Source organism: Arthrobacter sp. SE2 (assembly GCF_058244265.1).
Genome location: NZ_JBZAYA010000022.1, coordinates 44,378 through 56,368 on the forward strand (window position 1 = coordinate 44,378; position 11,991 = coordinate 56,368).

The following is an 11,991-nucleotide window of genomic DNA, read 5'->3' on the forward strand; positions in this document are numbered from 1 at the left end:
AGATTCCAGGAACGGGCGGCTTTCGTGTTGGTTAGCGTCCGCGTGCTGCCTTGCGGTCAGGCCGTGCCTTGTAGGGGTCGATGCCCTTGGGGATCGGCAGGCGGTTGCCTAGAGAAGAGATCCGCTTGCTGACAGCACCGACCTCAACCTTGGTGAGCTCGTTCTTGTATTTGTTCATGGTCTTTGCGATCTGGCTGATGGGCACCTGGCCTTCGCCACGGCCGCTTTCGATCACGTGAATGGTGACGTTCGGCAGGATACGTGCGAGCTTCTTGCGCTCGGCGTCAACCAGGGGCTTGACGCGGTGCGATGGTCCTTCGCTGACCAGCACGACGCCGGGACGGCCGATGGCGCGGAAGACAGCGTCCTGGGTGCGCGGGTTGACGGCGACCGGCTGATCCTCGGTGATCCAGCCGCGGCGCAGGGTCCCCAAAGCCGCACCGGAAGCTCCGGGCTGGTTCTCAATCTGTGCGAAGGCCGCACGTTCCGCGCGGCGCGACAGGATGAAGACAGCTGCCAGCAGGCCCAAGGGGATGCCGATGATCAGGCCTGTGACCCAGTTGTTCAGGAGGAGCCCGACGACGAGGCTGACAGCAATGACGCCAAGGAACGCCAGAAGCATGAGCCACACGACGATGGGGTCATTGCGGCGGGTCATCTTGAAGACCTCGCCGATCTGCTTCAGCTGGCTCGGCTTCTTGGCCTTGGCTTCCTTGGGCTTGCGGGAAAACAAGCCGCGTTTGGGAGCGTCGGCAGCCGATGTTGTCGAGTTGCTGGGATCAGGGGATTTCGCCATAGTGCCTTAATTCTACGTGATTTATGCCAAAGGACCGGACGCCGGATTTGTCCGGGGTCCGGTCCTTTGACCGTGCTTTAGCGGACGTGCTACGCGTGGTGTGCGAGGAGGGTGCGTGCTTCCTGGCGGGTGGTGCCGGAGTCCTGGATGCCTTCGGCGATGTGGGCCAGGTGGGCGGGGATTTCTCGGCCTTTTTTGCGCATCGCGGTGGCCCAGAGGCGTCCGGCGCGGTAGGAGGAGCGGACCAGGGGGCCGGACATGACGCCGAGGAAGCCGATTTCCTCGGCTTCGGTGGCGAGGTCGACGAATTCCTGGGGTTTGACCCAGCGGTCCACGGGCAGGTGCCGTTCGGAGGGGCGCAGGTACTGGGTGATGGTGATCAGGTCACAGCCCGCGGCGTGCAGGTCGGCCAGGGCTTCGGAGATCTCTTCGCGGGTTTCGCCCATGCCCAGGATCAGGTTGGATTTGGTCACCATGCCGGCGGCCCGGCCCTGGGTGATGACGTCCAGGGAGCGGTCGTAGCGGAACGCGGGGCGGATGCGTTTGAAGATCCGGGGCACGGTTTCGACGTTGTGCGCGAAGACCTCCGGGGCGGAGTCGCAGATCGCTTGGATGTGTTCGGGTTTGCCGGAGAAGTCGGGGATGAGCAGTTCGACGCCGGTGCCGGGGTTCAGTTCGTGGATCTTGCGGACGGTTTCGGCGTAGAGCCAGACGCCTTCGTCTTCCAGGTCGTCGCGGGCGACGCCGGTGACGGTGGCGTAGCGCAGGGCCATGGCCTGGACGGAGCGGGCGACCTTGGTGGGTTCGAACATGTCCACGGGGGAGGGTTTGCCGGTGTCGATCTGGCAGAAGTCGCAGCGGCGGGTGCATTCGGAGCCGCCGATCAGGAAGGTCGCTTCCTTGTCTTCCCAGCACTCGAAGATGTTCGGGCAGCCGGCTTCCTCGCACACGGTGTGCAGGCCTTCTTTTTTCACGAGGTTCTTCAGGCCCACGAATTCAGGGCCCATCTGGACCTTGGCTTTGATCCACTCGGGCTTGCGTTCGACCGGGACGGCTTTATTGCGCTGTTCAACGCGCAGCAGCTTACGGCCTTCAGGTGCCAGGGTCACTGGAGTGCTCCTTCGGGGCTGGATACGAGTGCTTCTTCGTGCTTGCGGAACTCTTCGATGAAGCGCTCGGCAATGTCGGCCGGGTTGATGGTCCTGCCGGTCTCAATGGACATGGTGGTGACGCTGGCGTCGGTGATGCCGCACGCGATGATCTGCGCGTAGGGAGCGAGATCGTTGCTGCAGTTGATGGCCACGCCGTGCATGGTGACGCCGTCGAGGACACGGATGCCGATTGCCGCAATCTTGCGGTCCGGGCCCTTGTCGTCGGCGAGGACCCAGACTCCGGCCCGGCCCTTGACCCGCGTGGCTTTGATCCCGTAGTCCTCCATGATTGCGATCATGACGGCTTCGAGGCGCTCGACGTAGTCACGGATCCCGGCGCGGTTCTTCAGCTTGAGGATGGGGTAGGCAATGAGCTGTCCCGGTCCGTGCCAGGTCAACTTGCCGCCACGGTCCACCGGTACGACCGGCGTTCCGTCAAACGGGCGCTCGTGGTCCTCCGTGAGCTTGCCAGCCGTGTACACCGCGGCATGTTCAAGGAGCAGGACGGTGCTCGGTTTCTCGCCGGCAACAACCTTGTTGTGGAGTTCGCGCTGGATATCCCAGCCCTGCATGTAGTCAACGAAATCCGGGGCAAGACCCAGCTGTGAAAACTCAAGAGTCATGGGGACAAGCTTAGACCCCGCTGGACGTACGCCATGATTTTGTGGCCAAGCTCTCAGTCGTACTCGGCCTGCTTGCGGGGCCGCGGCCCCCAGGGCCTGTGGATAACTTCTGCGGCAATCCGCGATTTCCTGTATTTGTTGAGGCATGGAGACTTTTTCGCCCGGCGAGAGTGGTCGGGACCATAAGGGGGACATGCCTTCCCAGGGGATCGAACCTTCCGAACCTTTGATCCCAGGCTTTGTTCCGGTCCGTGAGCTGGGGCGCGGCGGGAGCGCCACGGTGTGGCTCGCAACGGAGCAGCGGTCGCGGAGCAATTTCGCCGTAAAATGCCTTGGCCGGAGGCCGGCGACGGTGAATCCGGGCGAGGCGAAGTCATCGGTGCTCCGTGAGGTACGGCTTCTGTCCAGGCTGGACCATGAGCACCTCGTCAACGTCCACGGCGTCGTTGAGTTGGCAGGGTCCTTCGACGGCGGCTTGGGCGTGGTCATGGACTACGCCCCCGGGGGATCCCTCGGGCAGTTGGTGTCCAGCAGGGGGCGTCTTGGCGTGGGTGAGACGGTGACTATCCTGACGCCGCTCGCGCAGGCATTGGCCTATCTGCATCGCCAAGGCATGACACATTCCGATGTTTCGCCCGGCAATGTGCTCTTCACTGCCCAAGGGAAGCCGCTCCTGTCGGACATGGGCATTTCCCGCGTGGTGGGGGACGCTTCCGGGGTCCCGGAGTCCGGAACTCCCGGATTCGTGGATCCCTATCCGGTTGTCCGGGGGAGCGCGGAACTCCAGCCGCAGCGGGATACCTACTCCCTCGCTGCCCTTGGCTGGTATTGCCTCACCGGTTCTGCCCCGGACACTGCGGCACGCAGGCCGCCCCTGACACTCCTGGTACCCGCGGTCCCTACCGCCCTGGCTGTTGCGATCGAGGCCGGGCTTCATCCGGATGGACACCAGCGCCCCTCCGCGGCCGAATTGGGTGTCGCGGTCTACCGGAGCGCCGCGCCGGAAGCCGTGGACCTTTCGGCTTCGGTGCACGCGGCTGTTGTTCCGGAACTGATGACCCGGCGTCGGGCTTGCGGTCCTCGCTCAATGCAAGCCCGCATCGCGGCGCTTTTCAGCTTCCGCCGTCCGGAGGTGGGACGCAGGCGCCGGCGGGCGGTTGCGCCGCTTTCCGTACGACGGCGGGCGGCGTCCGTTGTGCTCGCCGTCGGGATAATCGTGGGCGCCGGATCAGTAGCCGCGGTGTGGTTGGCTGGCACAGGGTGGTGGACTGGCGATCGGGGACCGCGAGCCGAGGCCTCCGCTTCGGCGCCTCAGACCGTCCTCGGCGAAGTCCCAGCGGCGGTTGAGGTTCCCGCGGGGCTGTGGAGCCGGATCCGATCCACAAACCCCGAGGAAGCCATTAGGGGACTATCGGCGATCCGGGACACAGCGTTGAGTTCCGGCAAGTTCGAGCTCCTGGACCACGTCAATGTGCAGGGCTCGGCGGCCGCCGCCTCGGATGGGAAGCTCAGGGACGAATTGATCGGCGCCGGCTTGGTTCTCGCCGGCTTTTCCACGACCTTGACCAGCGTGAGCGTGGAGGGCCCTCCCAGCCCGGACCGGGCAACAGTCAATATCACGGCGGAAACGTCCGCCTATGAAGAACGGGACGCCTCAGGGAAGGTAGTCGGAGCGCGTCCCCGGGGCGAACCACAGGAACTCAGGGTGGTTCTCCTGCGTGGCGAGGACGCGTGGAGGATCACGGAGATCCTGGCAAGGCAGTCTTAAGCGATCACTTGCCGCCCTTTGCCACCCATCGGGCGGCCTCCGCCAGCGCGGGGTGCTGCCAGGTGAAGCCCGAGTCCATAAGCCTCGCGGGTTCCATGCGCTGGCTGGCGAGGACTAATTCCTCAGCCAGATGGCTTCCCAGGACGAGGCGCAGCGCGGGGGCCGGCACGCGGAGGAACGCCGGCCTGTGCAGAGCCGCCGCCAGTTGAGCGACGATGGCGTTGACGTCGGCGCTTTCCGGGGCGCACACATTGACGGGACCTTCGAGCGAGGAGTTGAGCAGGTATTCGAAGGCTGACACTACGTCCACGAGGGAAATCCACGGCCAATATTGCCGACCGTTTCCGAGCGGTCCGCCCACGCCCATCTTCAACAACGGAAGGAGCGGCCCCAACGCTCCGCCGTCAGGGCTGAGGACCACGCCGGTACGCGGCGTCATCACCCGTACGCCGGCAGGTGCCGTGTGGGCGGCGGCCTCCCAACCGACGCATAGGCCCGCCAGCATGCCTTTGCCTGGTCCCGAGTCCTCCCGGAGCAGGCCGGCACGGGACGAACCGTAGTAACCCGAGGCCGACTGGCTCAGGAACGTTCCGGGCGGAGTTCCTAGCCGTCCCATGGCCGCCGTGAGCGTTTCTGTTGTGCGCAAGCGTGAGTCGATGATGTCCCGCACGCGTGCTTTGGTCCATCGGCGCTCCCCGATGCCCGCCCCGGAGAGGTTGACCACCGCGTCTGCGCCGTCGAGTACCGCCTCATCCAGTTGACCGGCGGCCGGATCCCAATATGCCTCGCCGGCTCCTGTAGGCGGACGGCGAACCAGCCGGACGACCTCGTGCCCACTGCCGAGGAGATGCGCGGAGAGCGCGGTTCCGATGAATCCTGAAGCACCCGATATCACGATTCGCATGCCTCATCTCATCATGGCAAGCATCACTTCGGCATTACGGCAGGCCTCAAAGGGCTCGCTACTCCGTTGACTATGATCGAACAATGACCTCCTCCAGCTACTTCCGTTTCCCGCATTTGCACGGTGATTTGATCACTTTCGTGGCCGAAGACGACGTTTGGATTGCGCCCGTGGCCGGAGGCCGCGCGTGGCGGATTTCGGCCCAGCAGCTCCCTGCACGCAATCCCCGCTTCACCCCGGACGGCAAGCGGCTCGTCTGGACCACCATCGTCGGGGCAGCTCCCGAGGTGGTGACAGCCAATGTCGACGGCGGCGGGTACAAGCAGTTGAGCTACTTCGGTCACAGCACCACCCGCGTCAAGGGATTCAGCTCCTCAGGCGACATTGTGGTCACCACGGCTTTCGAACAGGCTGAGGGGCGGCACACGCATGCCTACGCCTTGCCGCTCGACGGCGGCCCCGCCGTCGAGCTTCCCTTCGGCCCCGTCGAATCGGTGGCATTCGGCCCGGAAGTGGGGGACGAGCGTCCCGTTGTCCTTGCCAGCGTGCTCTCCCGTGAGCCTGCCTGGTGGAAGCGGTACCGCGGCGGCACCGCGGGAAAGCTGTGGATCGACGCCGACGGGAACGGCGAGTTCGCCCGCTTGCTTCCCGAGCTCGACGGGAACCTCGCTGACCCGCTGTGGGTAGGCGGACGGATCGCCTTCCTCTCGGACCACGAGGGATACGGAAATCTCTATTCGGTGCAACCGGACGGTTCGGATTTGCGTCGGCACACCGATCACGAGGACTTCTACGTCCGGCACGCTGCGAGCGACGGCAAGCGGGTCATCTTCGAATCGGCGGGCGAGTTGTGGATCCTGCCGACGCTCGAGGCCGATGCCGAGGCGGTACGCCTGGACATCTCGCTGGGCTCGGCATCCCAGTCGCGCCGCCCATCACCCCTCAAAGCCGCCGCCCACTTGGGCGACGTCTTCCCCAACGCGGCAGGTTCGGCCAGCGCGGTGGAATCCCACGGAACCATCCACTGGCTGCGCCACAAAGACGGACCGTCCCGCGTGGTCGAAGCGACCCCGGGCGTGCGGGCAAGGCTTCCCCGCCCCCTTGTTGACGGGCGTATCGCCTATGTAGCGGACCACGACGGCGTCGATTCCCTGTACATCAAGAGGATTGCCCCGCGTTTTTCGCGGCCTGCCGTCGAGGCGCCAGTCCAGGACGCTGGACCCGCGCCACGCGAAGCTGAAGAGGACGGCGCCGGACAATTGCCCCGCCCGGTCTCGGCATCGGCCATTGCGGGACAGCCCGCGACGTCGGCGGTTCGGCTGCCGGAACCGCACGCGGAGCCCGCTACGGCGTCCGCGGACGCCGAGGCTGTCCCGGTCAACTCCGCGAAGGGCGGAGCCGAGGAGTCACGGCTCGACTTCCTGAGGATCGATTTCCCCAAGGCAGCCCGTCCAAGCGCCCTCGAAGCCAGTCCCGATGGCCGGTGGCTTGCCGTGGGTACCGCATTCGGGGACGTCTACCTGGCCGACACTGCCAGTGGCACCTTGTCGCTGCTTGTCAGCGTAGGGGACGGCAGCATCGAGGGCCTCGCATGGTCGCCGGACTCACAATGGCTCGCATGGTCCGAGCCTGTGACGTCCTTCGGGTCGCGGAGCAAGTTGCGCATGGTCAGCACCGCCAACCCGGAAGACATCGTGGACGTCACCGATGGCCGCTTCTGCGACGAATCGCCGGCCTTCACTCCCGATGGCAAATTCCTGGCGTTCCTCTCGAACCGCAGCTTCGATCCCGTGTACGACGGCCATGCCTTCGACTTGTCTTTCCCGAGCCCCATCAAGCCGTACCTCGTGGCGCTAGCTGCAGCCACTCCTTCGCCTTTCGGCCCGGTAGTGGACCTGCTGGACGAGGACGAAGCGGACGCTGTACCCGAAGGGAAGAACGGCGGGACGAACGGCGCGACGAACGGCGCGAAGGATGGTCCGGGGAATGGCGCCGGGACCGACGTCAAGGTCCGCGTGGACCGTGAAGGGCTGCCGTTGCGCGTCATCGGCGTCCCGGTGCCGCAGGGCAACTACTCGGCGCTTTCGGCCTCCAGCGGCGCACTGCTGTGGCTCGACACCCCGCTCTCGGGTGTCACGGGAGATGGCCGTGGCACGGTGCAGGACAAGGCGCCTGCTCCGGCCTTGGTCCGCTACGAGCTTTCGAAGCAAAAGCAGGTCACGCTCGCGTCCGCTGTTGAGCGCTACCGATTGTCCGGAGACGGCAAGAAACTGGTCTTCGTCAACGACAAGCAGGTTGTCGCCGTACCGTCCGACGCCAAGGCCGAGGAAGAATCGGGCGAGCTGGTCAAGGTTGAGCTGAACCGGATCCGGGTGGTCATGGATCCGTTGGCCGTATGGGGACAGGCATTCGACGAAGCGTGGCGACTGCAGCGGGACTTTTTCTGGACCGAAGACATGGCCGGCCAGGACTGGGATTCGGTGCACCGACGGTACCGCCCCGTCGTCGAGCGCCTGGGTTCGCACGACGACCTGGTGGACCTTCTGTGGGAACTGCACGGTGAGCTAGGCACTTCCCACGCTTACGTGCGTCCGGCGGCGGTGGGCGAACCCGGGAGCAATGGACAGGGAAGGCTCGGTGCCGACCTCAAGCTCACAGAGGCCGGTTGGGAGATCACGCGCATCCTCGCAGGAGACAGTTCCGACCCGCTGGCCAACTCGCCGCTGACTCGGCCGGGAGCCGACGCGAAGGTGGGCGACGTTGTCCTGGCGATCGACGGCGTCGGGCTCTCCGCGGACCGTACTCCGGCCAAACAACTGGTGGGCGCAGCGGGTCGGACGGTGGAACTCACGATCTTGAATGGCGGCGGGCACGGCGAGGCGGCCGGCCGGCAGCGGCGGATCGCCGTGGTTCCGGTGAAGGATGAGGAACGCTTGCGGTACCAGGAATGGGTGCACGCCAACAGGCGCACCGTGCGCGAGGCCTCGGACGGAAACTTCGGCTACCTGCATGTCCCGGACATGATGGCCAACGGCTGGGCCCAGCTTCACCGGGACCTCGATACCGAGACCGCGCTGGACGGGTTGATTGTCGATGTGCGGCGGAACCGTGGCGGCCACACCTCGCAGCTCGTGGCGGAACTGATCGGACGCAAGGTCACCGGCTGGAGCATGCCCCGCGGCGAAAAGCCGCGTACCTACCCGCACCACGCCCCGCGCGGCCCTGTCATTATCCTGACCGACGAATTCGCGGGTTCCGACGGCGACATCATCACCCAGGTGTCCAAACTCCGCGGCATCGGCCCGGTCATCGGCACCCGGACCTGGGGCGGCGTCGTGGGCATCGACAACCGTTTTTCCCTGGCTGACGGCACCGGCGTGACCCAGCCGCGCTATGCCACGTGGTTCTCCGGCGGCATCGGCTGGAGCGTGGAGAACTTCGGGGTTGAGCCGGACATCGAAGTGGTGTTCCCGCCCCACGCCTATGCGGCCGGCACCGATCCCCAGTTGGAGTACGGGATCGGCGCGCTCAAGGAAATGGTCCAGGAACTACCCACGGACCGGCCGCCGCTTCGTGAAGGCTACAGCAAGGTCCGCCCCGCTGCGTTGCCCGCGAGGCCGCAAAAGGGCTAGCTCAAGGCCTGCAATACGAAGTCCCCGCCCTTTCCGGAAGGAAAGGCGGGGACTCGCTTTTTGGACAGGTTTCGGATGTGTTGCCCGCTAGGAAGCGAGCGTGGCATCCAGCGTGATCGGAGTCGCCCGGAGTGCCTGGGATACCGGGCAGTTGACCTTGGCGTCCTCGGCGAGGCGCTGGAATTCTTCTTCGGAGACACCGGAGATGCGTGCGCTCACGGTCAAGTGGATGCCCGTGATGCCCTCGCCCGGCTGGAAGGTGACGTCGGCCTTGGTGTTGACCTCTTCCGGCGTGAAGCCTGCACCCGCAACGCCGTTGCTGAATGCCATCGAGAAGCATGCCGAGTGTGCTGCGGCAATCAGTTCTTCGGGGCTGGTCTTGCCTTCCGCGGACTCCGCGCGGGCCTTCCAGGTGACGTTGAAGGTCCCCAGTCCTGAGCTGTCCAACGTGGTGTTGCCGGCGCCTTCGATCAGGTTGCCGTTCCATACGGTGTGTGCGGTGCGTGTTGTAGCCATGTCCACTCCTCAGCGTCGTTGCGAATTGGCATCCGGATACCGGATGCCGCCGGGTTCAATCCTAGGGATTCGACGGCGGCCGCGCACCGCTTGTCCGCTCTCAGAGGATTGTGACTGCCACTGTTTGAGAAGCGACGGGTTTAAGCGGCGACGGCCGCCGGACGAATGTCCAGGCGGCCGCGCTGTTTGCTCAGGTCAGCGTGTATTCGCCGGTCACTGCCAGATCGTGGCGATGGCGATGTTGAGCAATCCCAGGCCTCCGACGCCGTGGGCCAGGCCCGTCGAGACCGGTTCGCCCTTCTTGACCTTGCGCGAGCCGATGACGGCGAGCACGGCCACTGCGAGTCCGATCGCGAACTTGATGCCGAGCTTGAAGTAGTTAGGGTCGGCATTGGGCAGCATGGGCAGGATTCCCATCATCGCAATACCCGTGATCAGCTGCACGAAGGCACCATCCCGCTGGCGCGGGTGGACAGTCGGCTGCTTCATGGTGGCGATCCAGTAGCCCACAATCATGGCTGCGCCGACGATGTGCAAGAACAGCAGGACGTTGAAGAGGATAGTCATGGCTCCAGCTTATCCAGAATCTTCTACGAGCCGTAGCAAAGCCACGGGGCAATATCCGGGCATGAAAAACGGGAAGGTCCCGGCGGTTTCCCGTCGGGACCTTCCCGTCACGCGATAACTGGAATCAGAGGCCCAGGTCGGCTTCGAAGGAACCTTCCTCAAGGCGGGCCCTGAGGGTCTGCAGGAAGCGGCCCGCGTCGGCACCGTCAACCAGGCGGTGATCGTACGTGAGGGACAGGTACATCATGGAGCGGATGGCGATCGAGTCGTCACCGTTCTCGTCGGCAACCACGACCGGACGCTTGACGATCGCGCCGGTGCCCAGGATGCCCACCTGGGGCTGGTTGATGATCGGCGTGTCGAACAACGCGCCGACAGACCCGATGTTGGTGATGCTGAAGGTACCGCCGGACAGCTCGTCCGGACCGATCTTCCCCTGGCGGGTACGGCCGGCGACATCGGCGATCTTGCTGGCCAGGCCGGCAAGGTTCAGGTTGCCGGCGTCCGAAATGACCGGGACCAGCAGGCCCTTGTCGGTGTCCACCGCAATCGCGAGGTGTTCCGCGTTGTGGTAGGTGATTTCCTGCTTGGCTTCGTCGTACGCGGCGTTCAGCTTGGGGTGCTGCTTCAAGGCTTCGGCCACGGCCTTGGCGATGAACGGCAGGAACGTCAGCTTGACGCCGTTCTGGGCCTCGAAGGAGCCCTTGGCCTTGAGGCGGAGCTTGGCGATCTTGGTCATGTCGACCTCGTGCACCTGGGTCAGCTGCGTCGAGGTTTCGAGGGACTCGCGCATGCGGCGGGCGATGACCTGGCGGATGCGCGGAGCCTTCTCGACGGTACCGCGGAGCGAGGAGGCCGCCACCTGGGCAGCAGCAGGCTTGCCGGGGGCTGCAGGGGCTGCGGACGCCGGGGTGGAAACGGAGGCTGCCTGCGCAGCCGTTTTCATTGCGTCGGCCGCGGCAAGCACGTCCTGCTTCCGGATACGGCCGCCGACACCGGTGCCTGTCACGGTGGTGATGTCGACACCGCTCTGGTTGGCCAGCTTGCGGACGAGGGGGGTGACGTAGCCGGACTCGCTCGAAGACGCTGCGGGTGCGGCAACCGGTGCCGGGGCAGCCGGGGCGGCTGCGGGAGCCGGGGCTGCCGGAGCGGGTACGGATTCAACAACGGGTGCTGCTGCTGCAGGTGCTGCTGCTACGGGTGCCGGTGCTGCTGCGGCGGGGGCGCCCGAGCCGATGACGGCAAGAACGGAACCGACTTCAGCGGTGTCGTCTTCGTTGACGCGGATCTCGAGCAAAGTGCCGGCCACGGGGGAGGGGATCTCGGTGTCGACCTTGTCCGTGGAGACCTCGAGGAGCGGTTCATCCACCTCGACGGTGTCGCCGACGGCCTTGAGCCAGCGGGTGACGGTGCCTTCGGTGACGCTTTCACCCAGGGCGGGGAGAGTCACGTCGTGACCCGATGCCTCGCCGGAAGCTGCGGCGGGGGCTGCGGCTTCTTCGGCTGCGGGAGCCGGTGCTGCTTCAGGTGCTGGTGCTGCTTCAGGTGCGGGGGCTGCCGGTGCTTCTTCCGCAGGTGCGGCGGCGGGCGCTGCAGCGCCGTTGCTGCCGCTGCCGATCCGAACCAGGGGAGCGCCGACTTCGGCGGTCTCGTCTTCAGCCACGAGAATTTCTTCGATGATGCCGGCAATAGGAGACGGGATTTCGGTGTCTACTTTGTCGGTGGAAACTTCGAGCAGGGGCTCGTCGACTTCCACTCGGTCACCAACCTGCTTGAGCCAGCGAGTGACGGTGCCTTCGGTGACGCTTTCACCAAGGGCGGGCAAGTTAACGGATTCAGACATGTCGTCCCCGTTCTCCTTATTGATCTTTAGTGCGGATGAGTGTTGCCTGCTGGGGTCCGGGGGGGGGCGGGGGGGGGGGGGGGGGGGCGGGGGGGGGGGGGGGGGGGGATGAGAGTGGGGGGGGGGGGGGGGGGCGCCGCGCCAGCGAGAGGCGCCCCCGCCCCAGCCCGCCCCAGGGCCACGGGCCCCAC

General features: G+C 65.6%; 9 protein-coding genes. 2 read left to right on the plus strand and 7 right to left on the minus strand.

The genetic code is table 11. The annotated features are described in order from the left end of the window. Positions 1 to 31: 31 nt before the first annotated feature. The 3 genes from AC4CS3_RS21120 to lipB all read right to left on the minus strand — a co-directional run bounded on the left by AC4CS3_RS21120 (position 32) and on the right by lipB (position 2,570). The gene (locus tag AC4CS3_RS21120) at positions 32 to 796 is read right to left on the minus strand and encodes a DUF4191 domain-containing protein (RefSeq protein WP_236816957.1); all 765 of its coding nucleotides are present in this window, start codon (positions 794 to 796) and stop codon (positions 32 to 34) included. Between the two features lie 89 nt (positions 797 to 885). Next, positions 886 to 1,905, minus strand: a complete 1,020-nt coding sequence (lipA, locus tag AC4CS3_RS21125; protein ID WP_437773224.1) for a lipoyl synthase — start codon at positions 1,903 to 1,905, stop codon at positions 886 to 888. Continuing rightward, positions 1,902 to 2,570 carry a lipoyl(octanoyl) transferase LipB gene (gene lipB, locus AC4CS3_RS21130; protein ID WP_269993404.1) on the minus strand — a complete coding sequence of 223 codons (669 nt, stop codon included), beginning with the start codon at positions 2,568 to 2,570 and terminating at the stop codon, positions 1,902 to 1,904. Before lipB ends, lipA begins: the two co-directional genes overlap by 4 nt. Positions 2,571 to 2,763: 193 nt before the next feature. On the opposite strand from lipB, the gene AC4CS3_RS21135 reads away from it, so the two are divergent. Next, a complete protein-coding gene (locus AC4CS3_RS21135; RefSeq protein WP_490785075.1) occupies positions 2,764 to 4,338 on the plus strand; it encodes a serine/threonine-protein kinase in 1,575 nt (524 codons plus the stop codon). Positions 4,339 to 4,342: 4 nt separating this feature from the next. Here AC4CS3_RS21135 and AC4CS3_RS21140 read toward each other — a convergent pair whose 3' ends face one another. Beyond that, on the minus strand, positions 4,343 to 5,242 hold the full coding sequence (locus AC4CS3_RS21140) for a TIGR01777 family oxidoreductase (protein WP_490785076.1): 900 nt from the start codon (positions 5,240 to 5,242) through the stop codon (positions 4,343 to 4,345). Positions 5,243 to 5,325: 83 nt separating this feature from the next. Here AC4CS3_RS21140 and AC4CS3_RS21145 point away from each other — a divergent pair, with 83 nt between their 5' ends. After that, positions 5,326 to 8,874 (plus strand): S41 family peptidase, encoded by a 3,549-nt coding sequence (locus AC4CS3_RS21145; protein WP_490785077.1) that lies wholly within the window; start codon positions 5,326 to 5,328, stop codon positions 8,872 to 8,874. An 87-nt stretch (positions 8,875 to 8,961) separates the two neighbouring features. On the opposite strand, the gene AC4CS3_RS21150 is transcribed toward AC4CS3_RS21145, so the two are convergent. The 3 genes from AC4CS3_RS21150 to sucB all read right to left on the minus strand — a co-directional run bounded on the left by AC4CS3_RS21150 (position 8,962) and on the right by sucB (position 11,800). Further along, a complete protein-coding gene (locus AC4CS3_RS21150) occupies positions 8,962 to 9,390 on the minus strand; it encodes an OsmC family protein (protein ID WP_490785078.1) in 429 nt (142 codons plus the stop codon). Positions 9,391 to 9,603: 213 nt separating this feature from the next. After that, positions 9,604 to 9,957 carry a hypothetical protein gene (locus AC4CS3_RS21155; RefSeq protein ID WP_059389121.1) on the minus strand — a complete coding sequence of 118 codons (354 nt, stop codon included), beginning with the start codon at positions 9,955 to 9,957 and terminating at the stop codon, positions 9,604 to 9,606. A gap of 124 nt (positions 9,958 to 10,081) precedes the next feature. After that, positions 10,082 to 11,800, minus strand: a complete 1,719-nt coding sequence (sucB, locus tag AC4CS3_RS21160) for a 2-oxoglutarate dehydrogenase, E2 component, dihydrolipoamide succinyltransferase (protein ID WP_490785079.1) — start codon at positions 11,798 to 11,800, stop codon at positions 10,082 to 10,084. Between the last annotated feature and the right edge of the window lie 191 nt (positions 11,801 to 11,991).